Origin of the sequence: Bacillus sp. CGMCC 1.16607 (assembly GCF_042683745.1) — a bacterium.
Lineage (GTDB): Bacteria > Bacillota > Bacilli > Bacillales > Cytobacillaceae > Pseudoneobacillus.
This window is the reverse complement of record NZ_JBHUJX010000029.1, coordinates 15094-38117: the sequence shown is the minus strand read 5'-3', so window position 1 is coordinate 38117 and position 23024 is coordinate 15094. Positions and strand designations below refer to the sequence as shown.

Genomic DNA, 23024 nt, shown 5'->3' with positions numbered 1-23024 from the left:
AATGATAAAATATTCTACTCTAAACTTTGGTGTTGACTTGTCTGACTGACCTTTAGCTTTGTTTTTATTGTTATACTACCTAAATATACTTTAGATTCACCTACAAATACGAATACTGCTGTTCCTATAGCTAAATGTAGTACAGCCCAAGGAATATTTAAAGAGGTTTTAATCGTTAAGACACCAATTAATAATTGAAAAATCGTTAGCAACGTAACGATTGCCAATCTCTTTTGTAAACTAGCTCCCCATTTTTTCGTGATTGCTTTATAAGTAAGAAGAAGTATATAAACAGTTGAAACAATTGCTAAGAATCGATGAAGGGTTTGAAGAATCTCTGGAGTTGTAACTGGAATAAGTGAATCCCTACAATTTAACCACTCACATGCTAATCCATATGACTGATGCTTAATATATGCACCGAAGCCTAAGGTCAAAATCAGCAGAATCATTAAGATATTTAGGTGGCGATTGATTAATTTTTGTGAATAATCATTGATAGGACTATATACATGTTTGACCTCTTGTACAGAATTCCTCCAAATCCATACTAGGCTAAATAAATACAGCATAGCAATTAATAAATGAATTGTGACTACGATAGCCGGTAAATCTTTTATAACAACTACTGCCCCTAATAGGACTTGTATAATTAGAAGAAACAGCATTCCCCAAGCTGTTCTACGAACATTCGAATCTACCTTTGCCCTCACAATCTTGAAAAATAAAATAACAGTCATGATTCCAAGAATGGCGCCTATCACTCGATGTGTAAACTCTACAAGAGTCGTCCCCTTTAAAATCGGTATCACTGAACCATTGCATAATGGCCATTCAGGACCACACCCCATTCCTGAATTGGATGATGCAACATATCCTCCAAAGACAATTAATAGATAAGTAACAATAATAGATAAAAATGCCAACCGTCTTATTGCCAAAGCATATCCCTCCCTACGCTTGAATATTTTGAATTTAAAAATAAGTTTATCGGAAGCTGGAAAATATTACGGTGATTTGAATCACAAATCGTATTTAATTAGAAAATTCCAGCAAAACCCAAAGGCTTTTTCATCAATAATAGGCATTTGTTACAGTCACTCCGTGTAAAAATACATACCTTATAGGGGAATTACCTAATTTTAAAAGCGGAAGCGCCTTGATTAGCCCCGATAAAGAAGACTGGTAGATTGGCGAGAGTAGCGAAGGCAGAGACCTAGTCGCACTTATGCAAACCGTTCTTTGGTTTGCCAAGCAAAGCTTGCCCACCCAGAAAGTCGTTCTTTGACTTTATGGGTGGCGAACATTTGACCTCGAGGTCGACAAGAACTCGGGCGTCCTGTCGCATTGTCGACACTAGAACTTCCTGTTCGTCGGGGCTAGGACGCTTGCGCTGGACAATTTATATAAATAAAGGAGAGCTGCCCCGATGAATCCATTTGGATATTATCACCCATATTCACCGCAAAGTCCTTATCGACATTTGGAGTTTGAACCTAATTCATATCAGAACCCTTATCAACATTTAGAGTTTGATCCAAATCCGTATCAAAACCCTTATCAACATTTGGATATTGGACCAAATTCTTATCCAGACTCTTATGAACATTTCGAGTTTGGATCGGATCCATATCAACAATCTATCGAGGAAGATTTATATAGACAACCACCGCAATTAGAAAGAAGAATTGCTGCTCTTGAGCGTAAGAACGAAGAACAATCTAGTGAAATTAATCGGCTAAATGAGGAAATGAAGCGTCAAAATCAAGAAATCCGTCGTCAAAACCAAGAGATTGATCGCTTGAATAGAGAAATTGGACGAATTAATCAAGAAATAAAAAGACTAAATGAAAATGATGAAAAAACAACTCGTCGGCTAAGAAGAGTCAATCAAAGATTAAGAGCTGTTGAAACGAAATTTAGCCTACCTTATACACCATTCGAAGGTGAGTTTTAAGAGTATGATGTGAGCAGGTATCCTTATTTTTGAGGACCTGCTTTTTCTGTTCAGAAGAACTCTATACTATTTTTCAGACTTGTCTCATATCTTTAGAAGAATGACTTTTTAAAAAGAGGAGACCGATTATGAAGCTTTTTATAAGGGCAACTTTCCTATTAGCAATCACTGCGTTTATTGGGGAGTGTGTCGAATTTATTATTAATATGATTCTTGCAAAGGAATTAGGGGAAAAGGGATTAGGACTGTATATGTCTATTTTACCCACGATTTTTCTAGTAGTTGTCTTAGCAAGCTTAGAATTACCGATTTCCGTTTCTAAGCTGATAGCAGAAAAAGACGAGAAATATCATCGAAACATTCTGAGCCAAGTCACGAAATTTGCGATTCTCTCGACTATTTCTTTTTTAGTTATTGCAATGATTGTTTTACCGATTGTTCCTGTATTCGATGCCTATCATCCATATGTGAAATGGTTAGTGTTGATTTTAATTCCGATTGCTTCATTTTCCTCCATTGCCAGAGGTTTCTTTATGGGAACCCATGCCATGGGGAAAATTGCTGTCTCAAATTTTTTAAGAAGAGCATTACAGTTACTCCTGCTTGTATTCGTTTTTCAGTTATTAGAATTTAGTACCGATATGGCCATCATCTTAGCATTATGTGCACTAGTTGCCAGCGAGATTGGCGTTTTTGGATATTTAATTATTGAATATTTGATTAAACTCCGCACGTTAAATGGGAAATCTAGAAGTCAATTAAGTTCAAAATCAGTAAGGGAAAGTTTATTATCAGTCTCGGTTCCTACTACTGGCTTACGAATTTTCCATTCACTTACCCATGCGGTTCAACCTTTTCTAATCAAGGCAGCACTTATGAAAGCTGGTCTCTCAGCCGATATTGCTATGGAACAATTTGGTTTAGTAGCTGGGGTTGCATTAACGATTGGATTTTTCCCAGCATTTATCGCCCATTCTTTACTAATTGTGTTAATCCCAACTGTTTCAAAAGCTTATGCACAAAAGGACTTTACCCTTCTCCAATCATTATTAAGGAAAGTGATGCATTTTACTTTTATTTACGGAGTACCTGCTGTGTTGGCCTTCTACTTCTTTTCTAAACCTTTAACAAGACTTTTTTTCGATTCTGATGATGCGACAATTTATTTGCAAATGCTTTGGCCCTACTTTTTATTTCATTTCTTTGTCATCCCGATGCAGGCATACCTCATCGGACTTGGCTTAGTAAAAGACGCTTTTTACCATCAAATTTGGACAACGATCATATCCTTCTCGATGATGTTTGTATTCGGATCCTTACCACAACTGCAAATGGATGGAATTATCGTAGGCATGAATATGGGTGCTGTGTTATTAATGCTGCTTCATTATGTAACGATTTGCAAAAAAATTGGCGTGTCGTTCTTCGTTATGAACCCTATAAAAGAAGGATAGTAAAAAAAGCCGATACTGTTGAATGTAACAGGATCGGCTTTTACTTATCGGGGTTGAAAGGCCCCGCACTTTTGTTATTTTCCAATATATTGATCAAGGAATGAAGCTACCCCAGTGTAGGCAGTAATATTATTTTTCAATTTCACAAAGAAATGTCCTTCGTCCTCGAATCTTATATAAGTAACAGGGTGATTTCGTGCCTTTAACTCATCTACGATTTGCTCCGCTTCTTCAATTGGTACACGGGGATCATTTGCTCCATGCAATACCATAAGTGGACATTTGATACTTTCAATTCGATGTAACGGATCGATTTCTTCAAAAAATTCACTATCATTCTCAATACTTCCATACTCTGCTTCACGTAACTTTCTGCGCCACGAACTTGTTTTTTCCAAGAAAGTTTTAAAGCTTGATATCCCAACAATATCTATGGCTGCAGACCAAACTTCAGGATAATGAGTAATAGCCGCTAAAACCATGAATCCACCGTAGCTGCGTCCCATGATAGCGATTTTATCTGGGTCCGCATTTCCTTCCGACTTTAGCCACTCTACTAAACTTGTTAAATCTTGAACAGAATCCATCCGTTTCCTAACATCATCTAGATGTGAATAGGCTTTTCCATAGCCGGTACTTCCCCTAACATTTGGCGTACAAACCGCATAGCCATGGTTAAGGAAATATTGAAGAAATGGATTATACACAGCACGAATTTGGCTTTCTGGTCCACCGTGAACAAAGACAACGACTGGCAGTTTACCTTGGACATCCTTTGGCTTATATAAGAAAGCCGGAACCTCGAGTCCATCAAAGGAAGTGAACGTAATCAGTTCAGGTTCAACTAATCGCTCTTCCACCATCGGAGATTGAGAAACAAAAGTTAATCTTGATGATTCTTTCGTTTCCAAATCGAGTTCCCAGATGTCAGATGGATTTTTCGGACCATTTAATACGTAGCTAAGCTTAGAATCATCAGGTGAAAAAGTTAATTCACTCAAGACACCAATTGGTGTTTCCCATGCTTCACTGCTATTGTCCTCTAAATGTAAGATAATCCCTTTCGATATTCCACCTTCATTGACGGAATAGGCTAACTTATTTTTAGATGAACTCATCGTTAATCCTTCAAGATCCCATTCGCGCTCATCTAACCATTTCATTGTTTTCGTTGCAATTTCCAATGAAGCAAGTCCGACAAAGTCTCTATCCTTGTTCGTTAAAAAATAGAGCAAATCTCCGTCTTTATTAAATTGCGGATTCTCAAAGTTAGCCTCTCCCTCATGAAGAGTTAACCAAGACATTTCACCCGTTTCGATATTCAATAATCCAAGATCACTATCCAAATTGGTATTGATTTTTTGTATAAGTATCTCTTGATTGCCCGGTGCCCATTTTAGAGGTTGATAATATCCATCATCTGAAAATAGTTGCTTCATTTCAAGTGTTTCTAGGTTCTGAATATAAATATCAAAAAAAGTCGCATGACGGCGATTACTTGACCATGCAATCCATTTCCCATCAGATGAACTTCCGCCATAATGATGGATGTGTTCTGGTGAATTCGTAAGAGGCAATAGATCGCCATTTTCTTTTAATAGAAATAGTTGCGTTTTCTCATTAACGCCAACATCCATACCAAGAATACGCTTCGTCGTCCCTGATATGTATTTAATGAACATGATTCTTTCTTCCGTAAATGAAACTTGCGATGGCCAACCTTGTTTGTTGGACAGCTCCCAAACCTGTGGTAAGCCCGTGTAATCAGTGATAAAGCTAAGGTTTTGCCCAGTTGGATCATAAATAGGGTTTTTCGCTGTTCGAACATGTAAATAAGGTTCAATTCCGACTGTTTCCATTTGTTCACACCCTTTGATTAATTTGATTCATCTAATTACTTCGATATACGAAAGAAAAATCCTCCTTATTTTCTAAATTTTTCGATAAAAAATAAGCTGTCGAAAATTATTTCGACAGCCCTCATTTTATTTTAATAATGGATCAGTTACGTCACTAACTCCGACAAGACCTAGAATCGTTAAGAAGATTTTCTGTACACCATAGTAGGCATCTTTCGGATCAAAAAATTCTTCAAGTGTATGGCAGCCACCGTAATCCCCGCCACCTCCTAATGTAACCGCGGGAATCCCTAAGCTAATTGGCACATTTGAGTCTGTGCTGCTAGCACCATTTAATGCTGGTTCAAATCCTAGTACACTTGCAGCCGCTGAAGCAGATTGAACGATCATAGCATCTGCAGATTGACTTCCTGCTGGGCGATCGCCAACAAGCTCCAATTCCACCTTGATGGAATTTTTCCCCCAACGCCCATTTTCCTCTTCAACTGATTGGTGGAGCTCAGCTAATACCTGCTCCTCTAGCTTCAATAACTCGTCATGGGAGGTTGAACGCATATCAATGATCATACTGGCACTAGCAGCAATCGTATTGACAGAAGTTCCTCCAGATATCGTTCCTACATTAAACGTTGTTTTTGGATTCTCTGAAACTCTTATGTCAGAAATCTTCGCAATCGCTCTTCCTAATGCATGGATCGCACTTGGAATGCCAAAATCTCCAAAACTATGACCACCTGGCCCAGTATATGTCACTCGGTATCTACGACTTCCTGTTGCTAAATAGGTAATTTCTTCAGGTGTTCCTGGCTCAATGGAAATAAACCCATCGATTTCCTTGTTATCATTGAATAAGCCTTTTACGCCACATAAGTCTCCTAATCCTTCTTCTCCAACCGTTGCAACAAATACAATATCTCCTACTGTATCAATATTTGTCTTCTCAAATGCTCGAATGATCGAAAGGAGTGCCCCTAAACCTCTTCCATCATCAGCAATACCCGGAGCATAAATCTTCCCGTCTATTTCTTTTGCAACAACATCTGTTCCTTCTGGAAACACAGTATCAAGATGGGCAGACACAACTAGCTTAGGTCCTTGTCCCTTCCCTAGTCGATAACCTAAAATGTTCCCATGCACGTCTACATGTACATTTTCCAAGCCAAGTTCATGAAATCTTTTTTCGAAAAAATCCCCTCTAACTTTTTCTTGAAAAGTAGGGGCTGGGATCGCTGTAAAGTGAATTTGCTCAAGGACAGTATTCTCATTGTCGAATTTTATAAATTCTAACCCCTCTGTAACTTTTATTTCCTCAACAAGACGGTCGTATACGGAAGTCACTACTGAAGAAACCTGACTTGATCTTTCTGTTGTTTTCTCACTCATCCTTATCTCCCCCTATTGTTAGTTAATCCTCATCCTTCACATCAATATCCTCTGGAATCGGTTCACTTAATACCTCTTCTACAAGAAGCTTATACTTTTCTATTTGTTTCAAATGTAAATTGAATTGTTCCTTATTAAGTAAATATTGCTCCCCATCAAAAATAGCACGAATTCTCTTTTGCTGGATGAGTTTTTCGATAGCTGATTCACTCATCGATAAATACTCAGCTGCTTCTTTCACTGTTAAATACATGTTGGCACCTCAGTTGATGGATTCTAATTACTTTAAAGCGAGGCGATAATCTTTTTCGCAGTTGCTTCCCCGTTTTCAATACAGTCGGGAATTCCTACTCCGTAATACGAGCAACCTGCAATTTCGATGCCTGGATAATTTTCTGCAAGATAATTTTCAAGCGTTTCTACGCTTTTTGGATGGCTAATCAAATAATTAGGCATACTATCCGACCAAATTGTCACTTCACTTGCAACTGGAATAGCTACAATTCCAAGGCTTTTATTTATGTCGGCAAGTGCTACTTGAAGTAATTCCTCCTCCGACATTTTTTGTAATGAATCAAATATTGGTAGGCTGTTTTTATAAAAAAGCCTACCGAGCAAGTGGCGGTCTTCCGATGTATGATCCCATTTCCTGCTTGTCCATGTACAGGCATTGCAAGTCAATTCATTGTTGTCAGATGTAATAAAGCCAGTTCCGTTTTCAGGAAGTACGCTATCAGGTAAATCAAATCCCACATACACACTGATCATTGAACTACTTTTAAATGGTGCAAATTTATTCATTAACTGTTCATCCTGAAATAATTTTTCCGTAGCCTTTTGTGGAATACTTAACACGACATGATCTGCTTCAATGATTTCATTATTATGTAATGTAACTTGGTAACGATGATTGATTTTTTCAAGCTTTTCTACTTTTGTATTTTTTAAAATTTCAACTTCATCAAGCTTTCGTTCGTACGCATCGATAAGCGAACCTAAGCCGTTTTTGAAGGAAAGAAATTTCTTCTCTCCATTGCTCTGGAACTTTTCCTTGTTTGCTTCAAACCCTTTAATAATACTTCCATACTGTTCTTTATAGTCAAGGATATAAGGAAGAGTGGAAGCAATCGTTAAATCGCTTAGTTCGCCTGAATACACTCCAGATAATACAGGGGCAATTTGTTTTTCCACCAATTCTTTTCCGAAGAAATGTTCAAGAAATGTTCCAATGGAATCGTTTTTAGTAAAGGTTTCATTTTTTGTATAAAAATCTTTCAGCGCCTCTACCTTACCTTCAGCAGAGACAAGCGTGCTTTTCGCTAATGATTCTACACTTGCAGGAATACCGAAAACAGCATCTGAAGGAATCGGCTTTAATTCTCCTTCAGTGAAAATGAAAGATTTGCCCGTGGCATTAAAGACGATTTCACTTTCAAGACCAAGCTCTTTTACAAATGACATACTATTTACTTTACGAGAAACAATGGAATCTGCCCCTGTTTCTATTACATATCCACTTTTCTTTATCGTACGAATTTTTCCACCAAGCTCTGAGGCAGCTTCAACCAAAATAAGCCTCACATCTGATTGATTCATGTTTTTCCATTTTTGCAATTCATACATGGCAGATAATCCAGTGATACCCCCACCAATTACTAGGACTGTCTTCAACTATGTACACCCTCTTTTGCTTTCCTAATTCATCTACTTTAAAGTGTACCACAGAGAATTTCAGCAGTGAAATATTCATTATAAAATCATTTAGTGTGTACAATGACTTTCATTATGATATGTCAGGCGAATCAATGATGCTAATATGCCTAATGATTCGGACTCTTTTAGTATTTATCCGTCTTTTAAAGTGATATATCCGACTTTTAAGCCTTTTATTATCCGCCGATTCACTTCAGATATCCGTCCAAAGTGAACAAATATCCGCCCATTTCACAATTTTGTCATAATTACAACTATTTTTCTTGAAATTAGGATATGCACACGACCAATTTCATTTAAAAATAAAATCCAGTCTGCTAAGAACTGGATTTTCGCTTGCTAAATAATCGGATAATATTGCTCATAACGCGGATTACAGTAATATGGAGGTCTTGGTCCGATAAGAGGTACTTTCAAAGGGTTCGAATTTGAATTATAGAACATCTCTACTTTTTTATCTGAATGATTAACCAACAATAGTTCTACTTTCGGATTAAATGAATGAGATTGCAAATAGACTCCCTCCTTCAATTTCAGGTTACACTTCACCCTATTCATTTTTTCAGGTAATGAGTCTGTCTTAACGAAAAACCAGGCACCTCCATTACATTTATGACATAAGGTTACATTACATTGTAATCTAGGAGGATTCCCTATGTCTCAAGAAAATCCGAATAAATCTGATAGTCAAAATTACCCGATGTATCCTAATTACGGAAAAATTACAAAATACGAAGATATTTCGATTACCGTTCCAGAACAAAGGCAGTTTCGCCAACCTGGAGTAGAAAATTTAATGGTGCCACGGCCAATCATTGAAAATCCAAATGAGAAGGGCAGTGGGAAACTACTTGGAAAGGTTGCTCTTATTACAGGTGGAGACAGCGGAATTGGTGCGGCTGCAGCTATTGCCTTTGCCAAGGAAGGAGCTAATGTAGCTATTTCCTATTTAGATGAACATGAGGACGCCAATCGAACAAAACAGAGAATAGAAGAATTAGGACAACGTTGTATATTATTACCAGGTGACTTGCGGGATAAGCAACAATGCGTTCATATTGTTGAAGAAACAATCAAGGTATTCGGACAAATGGATATTCTTTGTAATCACGTAGGTATCCAGTTTCAACAGTTAAGCTTACTCGATATTACCGATGAGCAATTCGATGACACCTTTAAAGTAAATATTTACTCTCATTTTTACACTACACGTGCTGCTTTACTCCATTTAAAAGCAGGCAGTTCGATTATTAATACATCCTCTGTTGTGGCCTTTGATGGGAATGAACAATTGATCGACTACACTGCAACGAAAGCAGCAATCTTGGGCTTTACTCGTGCTTTGGCTAACAGCCTTGTTGAAAAGGGCATTCGGGTGAATGCGGTTGCCCCAGGACGGATATGGACTCCACTTATTCCTTCTAGTTTCTCTGCGGATCAAGTTATTTTAGCTGGAAATCCAATGAAACGCAATGGACAGCCATTCGAACTAGCACCTACATTTGTTTATCTCGCTTCAAACGATTCACGTTTCGTGACAGGACAAACACTTCACGTGAATGGAGGACAGTATTTTTCATCTTAAAGGCCTTTATAGACAGACAGCAGGCACCATAATAATCATGGTGCCTGCTAGTGAGAGTCTTAATAATAGCAATTTTTATATTTTAATTTCACTTTCCTGTTCCTCTTTACTAAAGGTAAAAATTTTTCTTATAACCCCTATTGTTAAAATGAATAAAGGGATGGCAATGACGATCATTAAACCGAACGAACTTTTCATGAAAGTTGCGATAGAACCAACCTTAGGAATACTAAAGAATAGAGACCCCACTATCTGTTTAGATGAGACTAAACCTTCATCTCTCACATTATTTGCATCCCCTTGTGTAATAAAGAATTCTTCCCCGTCTTGATGAACTACTTCGACGATTCTATGGGTAACTGGAGTGTTTTGGCTATTTCTATATGTAATCACATCATTGATGCTTGGAGTGTCAGTTTCACTTGATTTAACTACTATTAAGTCCCCCGGTTTAATTAATGGTTCCATGCTTCCCGTTAACACAGTCATAACCTTATATCCCAAAATTGTAGGGAATTGGCCGGGATTATTTTTTGATTGCCACATCGAATAAAGTGAAGAGATACTTAGTATCACTAATAAGCCTATCAGAATATTTCCTATCCATTTAATCACTTTTTTGATCATGTCAGAAGCTCCCTCTTCTCATTATATTAATCCTACAAAATTTATCTCCTTTCACACGCTTATCCAATAAATCAAAAATAAGACACTCATCCCTGTAAAATTGTTTCTCTAGTAATCACAAAAACAGAAAAATGTTCCTAATAAAGAACAATAAATTCATTATAATTTACATTTTATAAAAGTTCAATATACTAACCATATTTCGTTCTATATATTGAACATATTTTACTATTGTTCATCGACTTTTGGTTTTTATAGGAATGAAGAGTTATAAGACTTTTTAAAATAAAAAAAGTCGACTTCCTTTATTTTAAGGAATCGACTTCTTCTTCCATTTCGTTAATATGCCAAACGATAGACTAAAAATCGTTCAAAAGGATTATTTCTATACTCAGGCAATCGAACTTCCTCTTTTAATTCAAATGAGGTGTGATTTTCCAGAAAAAAGATATAGTCTTCAGATCCATAATATAGGATCAATTCTATTTCCCTCTTAAATTTTTCCACTGATAGCAAAATATTGTTGATAATATTCATAAAAATTTGTACGGAAAACGGATTAAAAAAATAAAATCGATTGTCTAACGGATCAATCATGTAATCCTCTGCTCTGCAACAATGGAAATGAATTTTCCCCTTACCATTTTTATTTTTCTTCATATATCGATTCTGATTTTCTACAGCTTCCTGATAGAAAATCTCGTTCATCTCTATTCCTACAACGGATGCATTAAATAAATAATGGATAAAGAAATTTAAACGACCTTTTCCACATCCAAAATCAACCATACGATCACAACTTTTTAATTCATATTTATGAAAGAGTATTTGTAATGCACTGTAGGGTGTCGGCTCATAACGATGATAATGAAAAGATTCATTGAAGCCTTTCTGGTCCCCTTGGGTACTAATGTCTAATAACTTATCATAGTTTTGTTCCATCACTGAACTCCCCCTTTTATAAACAATAGGTCTGGATCCATTTACAACGTTTGAACTACTTGAATACGTTGTTCAACTAATAATTTTGCCATAAAAAACCCCCGTAAAAGTTAGATTTGCGTCTAACTTTTACGGGGCAGTTCAATTTGATTATTTTCTTTTTTTAGATTTTGTCATTCTTCCTAATAGAAACGCCCCAGCTGCTAAGCCAATTGCTGTATTCGTTTTCTTATTAAAAACTTGTTTAACGACAAGATTTAAATTTTGTGGTCTTTCTGCAAGACGTCTCATGAAATAGCCGTACCAGTCTTTACCAAAAGGAACATACGTACAGAAATTATAGCCTTCATTAGCCAGTTGTAGTTGAAGTTCTTTTCTGAAACCATACAGCATTTGAAACTCAAATTTATCATTTGGAATGTCGTTCTTTTTAACAAATGATTTCACATGGTTAATGATGTTATGATCATGTGTCGCAATAGATGTAAATTTTCCGTTTAATAAATGCCATTCGATTAGCTTAATAAAGTTTTTATCGATATCTTTCTTATCTTGGTAAGCATACTTCTCTGGCTCTTTATATGCACCTTTTACGATACGCAAACGGTAATTTTTATACTTTTGAATATCTTCTTCTGCGCGGAAGAAATACGCTTGGATAACTGTTCCTACATTATTATATTTCTCTGATAATGCGTCTAAAATTTGAAAAGAAGGATCTAGATGTCCATAATCCTCCATATCAAAATTAACAAAGATATCATAGCTGTTTGCCTTAGACACGATTTCTTCTAAGTTACTTAAGCAAAAATCATAATCAATATCTAAACCCAATTGAGTTGGTTTTAATGAGATATGCGCGTCCACTTTATGTTCATGAATCGCTTCAATGACATTAAGAATTTGTTCCTTCGCTTCTAATGCCTCTTCTTCTTTAAAGACGAATTCTCCTAAATTATCGACCGTACAAGAGATCCCGTGAGCATTTAATTCCTTAATACTCTTAATTGTTTCTTCTATATTTGTTCCCGCTACGACATTTTGTGCACCTAATTTTAAACCGTACTTTTTCGCTGCACTATTTAGAAATTGATTTTGGGATAAACCGATAAAAAGATCTTTCAACATAGCGATTGCTCCTTACTATTTTTTGTCCTAATTATAGCATACCTTTTTCTCTAAACATTATTTCGCGAATTTTCTCAATTTGATATTTTTATTATTACAATATAATAATCCACAGAAAAACGAATTCGAAATGTTATTTACTTTATTTTCTCCAATTCGACAAAAAAGCTGATCTTTTTATATTATCAACAAAAAAAATAGCTCAAGCACAGTTTCAGCTTGAACTAAATAATCGTCTGTTGCGATACCCGATAAAGTCTTCCCACCAACCATACAAATGATCATCATCAAAATCGTATGCATTAATATAATAATGCTAAAAAATGATTTATATAGAAGATTTCCCCTATCTATCTTCTCTCAGCAAATAATCATTTCCATCCTGATCTTTAAACGAAAACATCGTTCCAAATGGCATTCTTAGCATATCCTCTACTACTACTCCATTTTGCTTCATTTTCTCATAAGCAGCTTCAATATCTGTTGTACTGAAAAGAATGGATGGATGAGCAACCTTAGATGGTTGGTGTTGTTCCATCGCCGACTTAGAATAAAGAACTAAAGTAGTAAATTCGTCTTCACTCGGCCCAACTTCTATCCAAAACGCATCTGGTCCCATAGCTTGTTCTAATTTTAAAACAAAACCGACTTTATTTATCCAAAAATCTTTTGCCTCTTCTTGATCTTGTACATATACAGTGATTTTTCCAATTTTATTAATCATCACATCTATCTCCTTTTTACTATTCAATTAATAAAATTAGTTTATCAACCCATGACATCGAAAGCAATTTTGGGATAACAGTGCTTATGACTTAGATTTTCCCCAAAAATAATAATCGAAATTCCTTGTATATTGACTATCAAATAGAAAATACATACAATAATATTAGCTAAAGTAGCTATTTTAGCTAACTTTGGAGGTGTCAATATGATCATTAATTCAACCGAATTACAAAATAATTTTGGAAAATACTTAATGCTTGCGGCACAAGAGGATATTATTATTACACGAAACGGTACGGAAATTGCAAAATTATCAGCGGTTAGAGAAGCTTCAGCAGTAAATGCCCCTATAGCTGAACAGGTTCATGAAAAAGCCCAAGAATACAGCATTGACGGTAAAAAGGCAAGCTTCGAAGAATTTATGAAATTGTACAATGAATCCGAAGAAAGATACGAGTATATTGATGGGGAAATCTATTTGCTCGCATCACCCAAAACAGCTCATCAGATTGCTATAACCGAGCTATTCGGCATTTTCTATAACTTCTTTCAAGGGAAAAGATGTACACCGATGGTTGCTCCATATGATATAGAGCTTAAAAGAACACAGGAAAATATTAATTTTGTCCAGCCTGATCTAATGATTATTTGTGACCTTGAGGAAAAATTAAATGAACATGATTATTATAAAGGTGTCCCTTCGCTTGTTGTAGAAGTATTATCGAATAGTACACGAAGAAAGGACATGATTAAAAAGCTTGATCTTTATATGTCCTGTGGTGTGCAAGAGTACTGGATTGTTAATCCGTTGAATAAGGAAGTCACTGTCTATCTTTTTGAAGATAAAAACATTAGTAATAATATTACTTATAAAAATAATGAGGCTGTACAATCCTATATTTTTGAAGGACTTAGTGCGGAAATTAGAAGTATTTTTAGATTGTAAAATGAATAACCAATAAGTGAGGCTGTCGAAATTTGTCCGACAGCCTCAGAGTTTATCTGGAACAATGAATATCGTCCTTTTTTAGATATTCAGTCACAAGCAGACTTATTTTCAATTAAACAAATCCACTCCATAATATCTTTTCACGACAGTTTCAAGAACTGACTGCGAATCCTCAGAATTCATGCCATTTCCTGATTGGATGAACTCTTGACCGCAGCTTTCCTTTGTTATTTCAATTCCAGTGTAATTGATTTTGATTTTATCAACACTGTTTGGATCATTTTCAAAACCGCCAGTCCCCATTCCTCTAATACATTCTTCGCTTATTTTAGTCCTATTTCCGTTCTTATCTACATAGTAATATTTATCCGTTACTGTTCCATAATCCATATCTGCAGTAGAAGTTACGTAAAATCCTTCATTGTTAATATCATAAATATCATACTTTCCTTCTTTTTTGATTTCGGGAGCACCCTTTACGTTATAAAAAGCATACACATTTCCTTCATAACCTTCCGGAATGAGATAGATATCATTCGTTTCACCATTAAATGTACAACCTACCAAAGCAAAAAAGGTCAAATTTATAGCAAAGAACTTCCTTTTCAACCGTATCCCCTCCCTAATACCCTCATTTTATCATAGAAAAAGTGATACATCCGTTCCGACCAAAGAGACACTCATTAAATTAATTTCCCCAGTAATCCCATTTTCTTCATTACAAGGGGCTCCACATATAGTAGTATATTCCTATAAAATAAATAATTTTGTCGAAATGATGGTGGTAACAATGAATGCACCAGTGAAGAAGAAAAGGAATCGACGGACACTCAAAAGAAGGATTCGCCGTTTAATTTATTTATCTTCGTTACTTAACATTTTGTTTTTCGGATGTTTATTATTTTTATTTCCCGGCCTCTTCATGAAGCCATTATCAGCCATTGCTTCTCATCTGGTTGGATATACGATTGCAAATGAAATTTCTAACCACGTTGATTTTAGCAAAGAAAGAAGTGAAGAGGATCTCAAATTAGAAGTGAAAAAAATAGTGGAAGCGCCAAACTATTTACAGTCTTTATTCATGACAAAAAACTCTCCATCTGATGACTTTGTAATCAATAAAAATACATCTATTTTAGATCTTATCAATGTCAAGGTCGTTATTGGTAATCGAACAGTATATTCGAATGAAGATCGCGAATCCACTCTCCTCCCTGCTGTATCTGATCAAAAACCGTGGGTTCAGCCTATTTTAAAAAAATTAATCTTTCCAACTCATAATCCCATTTTGAATGAAAAGGATGAACCGATTGGCTCAGTTACATCTAGTGTTGTTCCTGAAGTTGGAATGGTATTTCTATTTAGTATCTTATGCGCTCTTCTCGTTCTCATTGGATTTGCGATGATTGTCACTTCTATTTTTAGTAGATTCTTAACCATTCCTATCATTGCTCCAATTAATACATTAGAAAAAACGATCAAGAAAATTGCAGATGGGGACATCATCCAAAATGTCGATACACAGATTCAGTTAAAACGCCCATTAAAAGAAATGGAGTCACTTGCGGAATCGACCAACCGAATCATGCAAAAAATGCAAACTTATAACACACAGCTTCAGTCTCAATCCGCTTTCCTGCAGGATCAAAAAGATGAACTTGAAATGCAAAATGATGAACTTGTCAAGTCAAAAGAGCAAATACAGCAGGCAAAGGAACTTCTCGCACAAAAGGAACAATCACAGCGAAACCTTCTAAACCATGTCAATCAGGGCTATTTGACTTTCGGAGAAGACTTACTGATTGATCAAGAATATAGTTTGGAGTGCACACACATTTTTAATAGAAAGATCGAATATCATTCGTTCCCAAGTCTATTAGCAAATGGGGACATTGAACTGCAATCCTTTTTAGAAAGTCTATTAACCAAAATTTTCTCAGAAAAAGACTTAGGGAAGCGCGAAATCTACCTTCCTCTTCTTTTAAGTGAAGTCAATATTTTAAATAAACACTTGGAAATTGAATACAAAATGATTACAGATCCACAAAATCAGCATCTTGAAAAATTCATGGTCATGGTCACAGATGTTTCGGAGAAGAAATATTTACAATCCCAAATGGAAGTCGAAAGAAATACGTTAAAAATGGTCGTAAAAGTAGCGATTCATAGAAATGACTTCCTAGAAACACTACAGGATTACAAGCATTTTTGTGATATTAGCATTCCTACCCTCTTGTCTGAGAAGCGTTCACTACAAGACATAGCACTTGATATTTACCGAGCCGTACACACGTTTAAAGGGAGCTTTTCACAATTTGAAATGGTTCATACGGTTCTGAACATCCATGAAGGTGAAACAAGACTTTCCGAATTTTTAAAGGAAATAGAGAACCATTCTCTTCATGATCTGATCGATTTATTAAATAAACTCTCTATTAGTAGCTTCATTTTAGAAGATTTACAGCTACTTCTTGAAACATTAGGTCATACATTTTTTGAACAAGAGGATACGATATCCATAAACGAATCAAAGCTTTTACAAATAGAGAATAAAATGCTAGCCATTTTATCACCGTATGAACTAAATATTCTTCTACCTGAAATTCGTCAACTTCGTTATAAACCGTTTCATAGCCTGTTTACTACCTACCCAGACTATGTAAAGCAACTAGCAGAACGAACGGAGAAGAGTGTATATCCCCTAGTGATAAAAGGGGGAGATTTTTTAGTAGATCAAGATTACTTCCTGCCTGTCAGCAAAGCACTCATCCATGTCTTCCGAAATAGTTTGGATCATGGTATTGAAACAGCAGAGGAACGTTTAGAAGCTGGAAAAAGTGAATTCGGAACCATTTCTTGTGTCATTCATCAAAATATGGATAAAAGTATTGAAATCACGATTGAAGATGATGGAAGAGGTATCCCTACGGAAGTGTTAAAGGATCAGCTCCAATCGAAAGGTATCCTTACAGAAGAAGAAGCTGCTTCTCTATCAAACCATGAAATCATTCAATATATTTTCCTTGAACATCTTTCAACAAATCAAGATGTCACTGACCTCTCGGGGCGTGGTGTTGGTCTATCAGCTGTTAAAAGGGAGATTGAGAAATTGCGTGGCCATTACGAAGTGTTTAGTGAGCCTGGATTATTTACGAGGTTTCAATTTATTATTCCTTACGAAGAAAAGATATGCTGCCCTACTATCCAGCTAGAAACCGTACTAGAACCGATTTATCATGAAGCTGTTTCTTATTTAAACAGCGAGTTAAATCTAGCATTTCCGACAACTCATTCAATTAAAACCTATCAATCTGAGAAATTACCTTTACAAAATGTCAGTTCCTTTATTATGTTTAAAGGAACACTAACGGGGATGTTTGTTGTATCCGTAGACAAGCAGCTTTCTAAAGCAATTCTATCTAAAATGTTACTAGGTGAAGTGCCATCTGATGAAGAAGCGACCTATATTGAAGAATCATTAGCAGAATTTACGAATATCATTTTAGGTCATTCGCTAAAACATTTTCCAAATATGGAAAACAATTTGATGATAGAATCTCCAATAACGTTATTTACCCAGGAAGCCTCTGTTAAATATAGCGAGAGTGCCATATGGTCTTGTGATTTGGAGAATGAACAAGGGAAAATCACCCTTAGCCTTATAAAAATGAATAAATCCGAAGAGTTGGAGTGAAGATCGTATGGCGAAAATACTGATCGTTGACGATTCAATTATCATGAGAAGAAATTTGAAATCGATTTTAATAGAAGGTGGTCATGAAGTTGTTGCTGAAGCAACGAATGGACTTCAAGCCTATCAAATGTATGTAGACAATGAACCTGATATTGTGACAATGGACATTACCATGCCTGTCATGAACGGAATTGACGCTACCAAAAAAATTATAAACAGCTTCCCAAATGCGAAGATCATTATGATCAGTGCTTTAGATCAAAAGGTTATGGTATTCGATGCTCTTCAAAGTGGAGCCAAAAATTATATTATTAAACCAATCACTGTTGAAAAAATATTAACGACTATCGATTCTGTCTTAAGTACCAAAACCGTTCATCATGTAGAAAAGGAGAGTAAGGAGATATTAGTTCAGGAATCTAGTATTCCAAATGAACCCTTTTCCATCGAAAATGTAAGTGGAATTTTTGCGATCAAAATCAATAGAGAGCTAACTGATGAAGATTTGACGAATCTTCAAACAGCATTACAAGGTCTCTTTTTTATCAAACCTTTACGTATCGTCTTTGAAATAAACTGTGACGAATTGCCACCATTACAGGAAGAAATCTTATTAAGTCAATTAGAAAAATTAAGTAGTGCGAACGCTTCTATAAAAGTAATTTCGAAGAATGGTGATCTTTCAGCTAAAATAAAATCCAATTTCCCGAAGATTACTTGTGAACACCGAAGCAATTAATACGAATATTTAATTCAAATTAAAAACATCCATCCCTTTACAAAGGAATGGATGTTTTTTAACCTATTCTTATTTCAGATAGCTCTGAATAGGAGTCTCGAATCTCTAGAAATTCATCGAGATGTGCGATAAATAAATCAATTAGCAAAGGATCAAAATGTTGTCCTCTCTCCTCTTTGAATAGGTCGAGTATTCGCTCAAGCTCCCACGCTTTTTTATAAACACGTTCACTTCCTAATGCATCAAACACATCAGCAATGGCGACAATTCTCGCATAAATATGAATATCCTCTCCCGCTAATCTGAGCGGATAGCCATTGCCATTATATTTTTCATGATGCTGTAAAGAAATAATCGAAGCCGATTTAATAATGGTTTGCTGTGAAGATTTAAGCATATTATAACCAATCGTTGTATGAGCTTTCATCTCTTCAAATTCATCGTTTGTTAGTTTTGCTGGTTTATTTAATATCGCATCTGGGATGGCAATTTTACCGACATCATGCATCGTTGCTGCTAAACGTATGATTTCAGCTTCTTCTTCTGATAGCCCTGCTAACTTAGCGAGTAATTTAGAATATTCAGCCACTCGTTTGACATGAAAGCTCGTTTCCTGGGATCTTGTTTCCGTAATTTCTCCCAACGTAAAAATAATTTCACGTTGGATCATTTCCATTTCGGAATGTAAAGCTTTAATTTTCTTTAAGTCTCGGTATGTACGTAAGGAAGCAATAACAGTTGTGTACAGCTTTTGAACAGTCAATTCTGTTTTCTCTTTGTAATCATTGATGTCATATTCGGTAATAACCGTTCTTTCAGGCGCCTGTCCTGGTTGCCCTGTACGTAAAATAATTCTTACATCCTCATTCATGTATTGATGTCTAATTGTTTTTACAACTTCCAGCCCGCTATGATCATGCTCCATAACCACATCTAATAAAATAATCGAGATATCATTTTCTTGCTCTAAGATGGATAAGGCTTCTTGACCTGTAAAAGCACTGATGAATTGAAGTGCTTTCCCTTCAAATTCAACATCACGTAACACCATTTTTGTTACACTATGTACTTCAGGTTCATCATCCACTATTAATACAGTCCAATATTCTTTCTCTGATGAAGTGACTTGGCTATCATCGATTTCATCATCGAGAAAAAGTAATTCATCATCCTGAAATATTAACTCATTTTTCATGTTAAGCTGTAGCTCCCTTTATAGAGGAATTTGAATTTGAAACATAACACCTTGATTTACGTTACTTTCACATGTTATCGTCCCTTTTAACGTTTGTGTCACGATATTATAGATAATGTGAAGACCTAATCCACTTCCGCCTGTTGTTCTTTTAGTGGTAAAAAAAGGATCAAAAATCTTCTGTAGATTTTCAAGTGCAATGCCATGACCATTATCTCGATAGGTCATAATCATACTATTATCCTTCTTTTCAATCGAGATGGTAATGACCTTTTCTCGTTCTAATTTTTCAAATCCATGAATTAAAGAATTCATGATTAAGTTTGTAAAAATTTGTGAAATTGCACCTGGCTGACTATTAATCTGTAAATCTTTATTACAATTAATAATGATTTGAGGGTTATATTTCCTTATTGATGGTTTTAAGCTCGTAATAACTTCTTCTACATATTCATAAAGATTAAATTCCCTAAATGCCTGACTCGATTGATCGACTGCCACTTGCTTAAAGCTTTTGATCAAGTCCGCACCTTTTTGTAGGTTCGAATTGATAATTTTAATTGACTCTTTCACGTCTTGCAAATAGTTGTCTAGGTGTGACCGTTTCATTTGATTGTTTTGATAGACGTTTTCAAATTCATCTGTTTTTTGTTGTAAAAATGAACTGGCTGTCACACCAAGGCCAATTGGGGTGTTAATTTCGTGGGCAACCCCTGCAACCAACTGCCCTAACGCAGCCATTTTTTCTGATTGTATGAGTTGGCCTTGCGTTTCTTGAAGGGTTTCAAGAGCTTCCTTCAATTCAATGGTCCGCTGCTGAACCCTTTCCTCCATCCGTTGAACGAGATCAGCATTCTCTTTCGCAAACAATTCCATCTGCTCAAAATTTTGATTTACTTCATAATTTTCAATTGCTAATTCGATTTGATTACAAATGATTGGAAAACTTTGATCTTTGAAAAAGGAAGGTATTCTATCCTCTCCACCAGCTAGTAAGACATGAGCTGATTGACCTCTTACTTCAAACCATTTTGTTACGGAATGCTTAACATCAAACAACAATTTCATCTCATTGGATAAATGCTCTTCTAATGATTTTGCGGTTATATTTGTAGATTGAGTATAATGATAGATATCATTGATGGTTTGATCACTATATCCTTGGCACGCAATCGGAATCATTCGATCATCGATTTCTTGAAATAAGATCACCTTTTGAAAAGATAGCTTCGTAGAAATTAAATGGGCAATAATGCTGTAAATATCCTCTGTTTTTTTAACATAGGAAGCTTCCTGATACAAGCAATTTAAAAAACAATATATTTTAGAATTCCAGTAATGAAACTCCTTTAATTGTTCAAGGTCATTATGTATATCACTAGCCATCCCTGTGATCCCCTATTCTTTTTTCTTTAGTATACTTGTAATTCCTACAAACTAAAATAGTAGCACATCATAGTTGTGCTACTACTCCTAATTTATTTTAAATAACATAAACAAAATAACCTATAAAGATTACACATAAAACATACATAAGTGGATGGATTTCCCTTGCCTTTTTCATGGCAATCATACTAATTGGGTAAAGGATGAAACCAAGGGAAATCCCTGTAGCAACACTGAATGCCAAAGGCATCATAATAATTGTAATAAAACTTGGAATGACGATGGCAAAATTGTTCCAATTTATTTTACTAATTTCTGTTGCCATCATTGCACCAACAATGATAAGAGCGGGAGCTGTTACTTCTGGAGTGACAATGGACAATACAGGTGAGAAAAATAAAGAAATAATAAAACATGCTGAAATGACTACGGAAGTAAAGCCAGTCCGACCGCCAACTGCAATTCCCGAAGAGGACTCTACCATCGAAGCCGTTGTAGATGTACCCAAAACAGCTCCAATAACTGTGGACACAGAATCAGCAAGAAGTGCTCTTCCCGCATTAGGAATCTGGTTATTCTTCATAAGGCCTGCTTGGCTGGCAATAGCAATTAATGCACCAGCTGTATCAAAAAAAGCAACGAACAAAAAGGTAAAAATAACAGCAAGCAATTTTGGAGAAAAGATGTCATCCAAGTTTTCGAAAACCGCACCGAAGGTAGGCTCCAGACTCGGTATTTTTCCAATGATTGCGTGTGGGGTCTTAATAATTCCAAATACCATGCCAAGGATGGTTGATAGTAGGATTCCGTAAAAAATACCGCCTTTTATTCCTCTATTTAAAAGAACAATTGTTATGATAAATCCAGTAATAGCAAGTAGAGTTGGCGCAGATTTGAGATTTCCAATCGACACGAATGTGGCTTCATTCGCCATCACAATTCCGGCATTTTTTAAACCGATAAATGCGACGAAGAAGCCAATCCCCCCAGCAATGGCATGTTTTAAGTCCTGGGGTATTACATTAATAATCTTTTCACGGATTTTTAATAAGCTTAAAATCACGAATAATACTCCCGCAATAAAGACCCCACCCAATGCCGTTTCCCATGGTATATTCATACCAATGCAAACGGTGAAGGTAAAAAAGGAATTTATCCCCATACTTGGAGCGATGCCAATCGGATAATTAGCAATCAAACCAATGAGCAGAGAACCAATAATTGCGGATAGTGCTGTTGCCGTAAATAACGCTCCCTTATCCATCCCCGTTTGACTTAAGATAATCGGGTTAACAACGAGAATATAAGCCATTGAAAGAAATGTTGTAATTCCCGCCACACTTTCCTGTTTAAAGGAGGTGTTCCGTTCAGAAAATTGAAAGTAGTTTTTCATGATGTTACCTCCGAATCGAGTATATGAACAAAAGCGAAAGCGCCTTGATTAGCCCCGACAAGCAAATGCCGTCCCAAAGAGGAGGTTTGCCTTTTAACCTCATCTCTGGGGCGCCATTTGACCTCGAGGTCGACAAAAGCGCGACGTCCTGTCGCATTGCCGACACTAGTACTTCCTGTACGTCGGGGCTAGGACGCTTGCGCTGGACGTGGCCAATACAAGTTAATAAGTTAACTGCATCCGAGAATATTTTTGTTAAGATATGAAAAAATCCCCCGGTATAATGCCGGAGGA

The 23024-nt window shown here is 36.0% G+C and carries 19 protein-coding genes and 1 pseudogene; 6 read left to right on the top strand and 14 right to left on the bottom strand.

Annotated features, from left to right (window positions below; translation table 11 throughout):
* Window positions 1-14: 14 nt before the first annotated feature.
* Window positions 15-941, bottom strand: a complete 927-nt coding sequence (locus tag ACFSO7_RS22135; RefSeq protein ID WP_377879613.1) for a COX15/CtaA family protein — start codon at window positions 939-941, stop codon at window positions 15-17.
* A 488-nt stretch (window positions 942-1429) separates the two neighbouring features.
* Between ACFSO7_RS22135 and ACFSO7_RS22130 the strand changes: the two genes are divergently transcribed.
* Together ACFSO7_RS22130 and ACFSO7_RS22125 are read left to right on the top strand one after the other, a co-directional pair.
* Window positions 1430-1957, top strand: a complete 528-nt coding sequence (locus tag ACFSO7_RS22130; RefSeq protein WP_377879612.1) for a hypothetical protein — start codon at window positions 1430-1432, stop codon at window positions 1955-1957.
* A gap of 128 nt (window positions 1958-2085) precedes the next feature.
* Window positions 2086-3411, top strand: coding sequence for an oligosaccharide flippase family protein (locus ACFSO7_RS22125; protein WP_377879611.1), 1326 nt, complete (start codon window positions 2086-2088; stop codon window positions 3409-3411).
* A gap of 74 nt (window positions 3412-3485) precedes the next feature.
* Here the strand turns inward: ACFSO7_RS22125 and ACFSO7_RS22120 are convergent, their stop codons facing one another.
* The 5 genes from ACFSO7_RS22120 to ACFSO7_RS22100 all read right to left on the bottom strand — a co-directional run bounded on the left by ACFSO7_RS22120 (window position 3486) and on the right by ACFSO7_RS22100 (window position 8879).
* Window positions 3486-5270: an alpha/beta fold hydrolase gene (locus ACFSO7_RS22120; protein WP_377879609.1), complete on the bottom strand. Its 1785-nt coding sequence runs from the start codon at window positions 5268-5270 to the stop codon at window positions 3486-3488.
* Between the two features lie 126 nt (window positions 5271-5396).
* Window positions 5397-6653, bottom strand: a complete 1257-nt coding sequence (locus tag ACFSO7_RS22115; protein ID WP_377879608.1) for a M20/M25/M40 family metallo-hydrolase — start codon at window positions 6651-6653, stop codon at window positions 5397-5399.
* A 22-nt stretch (window positions 6654-6675) separates the two neighbouring features.
* Window positions 6676-6906: an excisionase family DNA-binding protein gene (locus ACFSO7_RS22110; RefSeq protein WP_377879607.1), complete on the bottom strand. Its 231-nt coding sequence runs from the start codon at window positions 6904-6906 to the stop codon at window positions 6676-6678.
* A 32-nt stretch (window positions 6907-6938) separates the two neighbouring features.
* Complete coding sequence (gene hemG / locus ACFSO7_RS22105; RefSeq protein WP_377879606.1) at window positions 6939-8324, bottom strand: protoporphyrinogen oxidase; 1386 nt, start codon at window positions 8322-8324, stop codon at window positions 6939-6941.
* Window positions 8325-8705: 381 nt separating this feature from the next.
* Window positions 8706-8879: a hypothetical protein gene (locus ACFSO7_RS22100; protein WP_377879605.1), complete on the bottom strand. Its 174-nt coding sequence runs from the start codon at window positions 8877-8879 to the stop codon at window positions 8706-8708.
* Between the two features lie 142 nt (window positions 8880-9021).
* On the opposite strand from ACFSO7_RS22100, the gene ACFSO7_RS22095 reads away from it, so the two are divergent.
* Window positions 9022-9951, top strand: coding sequence for an SDR family oxidoreductase (locus ACFSO7_RS22095; protein WP_377879604.1), 930 nt, complete (start codon window positions 9022-9024; stop codon window positions 9949-9951).
* A 75-nt stretch (window positions 9952-10026) separates the two neighbouring features.
* Here the strand turns inward: ACFSO7_RS22095 and ACFSO7_RS22090 are convergent, their stop codons facing one another.
* From ACFSO7_RS22090 to ACFSO7_RS22075, 4 genes are all read right to left on the bottom strand, one after another.
* The gene (locus ACFSO7_RS22090; protein ID WP_377879603.1) at window positions 10027-10578 is read right to left on the bottom strand and encodes a signal peptidase I; all 552 of its coding nucleotides are present in this window, start codon (window positions 10576-10578) and stop codon (window positions 10027-10029) included.
* A gap of 339 nt (window positions 10579-10917) precedes the next feature.
* Complete coding sequence (locus tag ACFSO7_RS22085; RefSeq protein ID WP_377879602.1) at window positions 10918-11523, bottom strand: methyltransferase; 606 nt, start codon at window positions 11521-11523, stop codon at window positions 10918-10920.
* A gap of 147 nt (window positions 11524-11670) precedes the next feature.
* Complete coding sequence (locus ACFSO7_RS22080) at window positions 11671-12648, bottom strand: proline dehydrogenase family protein (protein WP_377879601.1); 978 nt, start codon at window positions 12646-12648, stop codon at window positions 11671-11673.
* 346 nt (window positions 12649-12994) lie between these two features.
* Window positions 12995-13372 (bottom strand): VOC family protein, encoded by a 378-nt coding sequence (locus ACFSO7_RS22075; RefSeq protein ID WP_377879600.1) that lies wholly within the window; start codon window positions 13370-13372, stop codon window positions 12995-12997.
* Window positions 13373-13579: 207 nt separating this feature from the next.
* Between ACFSO7_RS22075 and ACFSO7_RS22070 the strand changes: the two genes are divergently transcribed.
* On the top strand, window positions 13580-14320 hold the full coding sequence (locus ACFSO7_RS22070) for a type II toxin-antitoxin system prevent-host-death family antitoxin (protein WP_377879599.1): 741 nt from the start codon (window positions 13580-13582) through the stop codon (window positions 14318-14320).
* A gap of 111 nt (window positions 14321-14431) precedes the next feature.
* On the opposite strand, the gene ACFSO7_RS22065 is transcribed toward ACFSO7_RS22070, so the two are convergent.
* Complete coding sequence (locus tag ACFSO7_RS22065; RefSeq protein WP_377879598.1) at window positions 14432-14932, bottom strand: DUF6843 domain-containing protein; 501 nt, start codon at window positions 14930-14932, stop codon at window positions 14432-14434.
* Window positions 14933-15113: 181 nt separating this feature from the next.
* Between ACFSO7_RS22065 and ACFSO7_RS22060 the strand changes: the two genes are divergently transcribed.
* Window positions 15114-18017: an ATP-binding protein gene (locus tag ACFSO7_RS22060; RefSeq protein ID WP_377879597.1), complete on the top strand. Its 2904-nt coding sequence runs from the start codon at window positions 15114-15116 to the stop codon at window positions 18015-18017.
* Between the two features lie 7 nt (window positions 18018-18024).
* Window positions 18025-18378, top strand: a pseudogene (locus ACFSO7_RS22055) (response regulator); the annotation flags it as partial.
* Between the two features lie 436 nt (window positions 18379-18814).
* On the opposite strand, the gene ACFSO7_RS22050 reads toward ACFSO7_RS22055, so the two are convergent.
* The 3 genes from ACFSO7_RS22050 to ACFSO7_RS22040 all read right to left on the bottom strand — a co-directional run bounded on the left by ACFSO7_RS22050 (window position 18815) and on the right by ACFSO7_RS22040 (window position 22730).
* The gene (locus ACFSO7_RS22050; protein WP_377879596.1) at window positions 18815-19951 is read right to left on the bottom strand and encodes an HD domain-containing phosphohydrolase; all 1137 of its coding nucleotides are present in this window, start codon (window positions 19949-19951) and stop codon (window positions 18815-18817) included.
* Window positions 19952-19969: 18 nt separating this feature from the next.
* A complete protein-coding gene (locus ACFSO7_RS22045; RefSeq protein WP_377879595.1) occupies window positions 19970-21337 on the bottom strand; it encodes a sensor histidine kinase in 1368 nt (455 codons plus the stop codon).
* Window positions 21338-21434: 97 nt separating this feature from the next.
* A complete protein-coding gene (locus ACFSO7_RS22040; protein ID WP_377879594.1) occupies window positions 21435-22730 on the bottom strand; it encodes an NCS2 family permease in 1296 nt (431 codons plus the stop codon).
* Window positions 22731-23024: the final 294 nt, after the last annotated feature.

What these genes read in the sequence shown, in the direction of transcription:
- ACFSO7_RS22115 (WP_377879608.1), bottom strand. Translation starts at nt 6,653, where the DNA reads ATGAGTGAGAAAACAACAGAAAGATCAAGTCAGGTTTCTTCAGTAGTG.
- ACFSO7_RS22060 (WP_377879597.1), top strand. Translation starts at nt 15,114, where the DNA reads ATGAATGCACCAGTGAAGAAGAAAAGGAATCGACGGACACTCAAAAGA.
- ACFSO7_RS22095 (WP_377879604.1), top strand. Translation starts at nt 9,022, where the DNA reads ATGTCTCAAGAAAATCCGAATAAATCTGATAGTCAAAATTACCCGATG.
- ACFSO7_RS22040 (WP_377879594.1), bottom strand. Translation starts at nt 22,730, where the DNA reads ATGAAAAACTACTTTCAATTTTCTGAACGGAACACCTCCTTTAAACAG.
- ACFSO7_RS22045 (WP_377879595.1), bottom strand. Translation starts at nt 21,337, where the DNA reads ATGGCTAGTGATATACATAATGACCTTGAACAATTAAAGGAGTTTCAT.
- ACFSO7_RS22080 (WP_377879601.1), bottom strand. Translation starts at nt 12,648, where the DNA reads ATGTTGAAAGATCTTTTTATCGGTTTATCCCAAAATCAATTTCTAAAT.
- ACFSO7_RS22075 (WP_377879600.1), bottom strand. Translation starts at nt 13,372, where the DNA reads ATGATTAATAAAATTGGAAAAATCACTGTATATGTACAAGATCAAGAA.
- ACFSO7_RS22110 (WP_377879607.1), bottom strand. Translation starts at nt 6,906, where the DNA reads ATGTATTTAACAGTGAAAGAAGCAGCTGAGTATTTATCGATGAGTGAA.
- ACFSO7_RS22050 (WP_377879596.1), bottom strand. Translation starts at nt 19,951, where the DNA reads ATGAAAAATGAGTTAATATTTCAGGATGATGAATTACTTTTTCTCGAT.
- ACFSO7_RS22090 (WP_377879603.1), bottom strand. Translation starts at nt 10,578, where the DNA reads ATGATCAAAAAAGTGATTAAATGGATAGGAAATATTCTGATAGGCTTA.
- ACFSO7_RS22120 (WP_377879609.1), bottom strand. Translation starts at nt 5,270, where the DNA reads ATGGAAACAGTCGGAATTGAACCTTATTTACATGTTCGAACAGCGAAA.
- ACFSO7_RS22070 (WP_377879599.1), top strand. Translation starts at nt 13,580, where the DNA reads ATGATCATTAATTCAACCGAATTACAAAATAATTTTGGAAAATACTTA.
- ACFSO7_RS22130 (WP_377879612.1), top strand. Translation starts at nt 1,430, where the DNA reads ATGAATCCATTTGGATATTATCACCCATATTCACCGCAAAGTCCTTAT.
- ACFSO7_RS22125 (WP_377879611.1), top strand. Translation starts at nt 2,086, where the DNA reads ATGAAGCTTTTTATAAGGGCAACTTTCCTATTAGCAATCACTGCGTTT.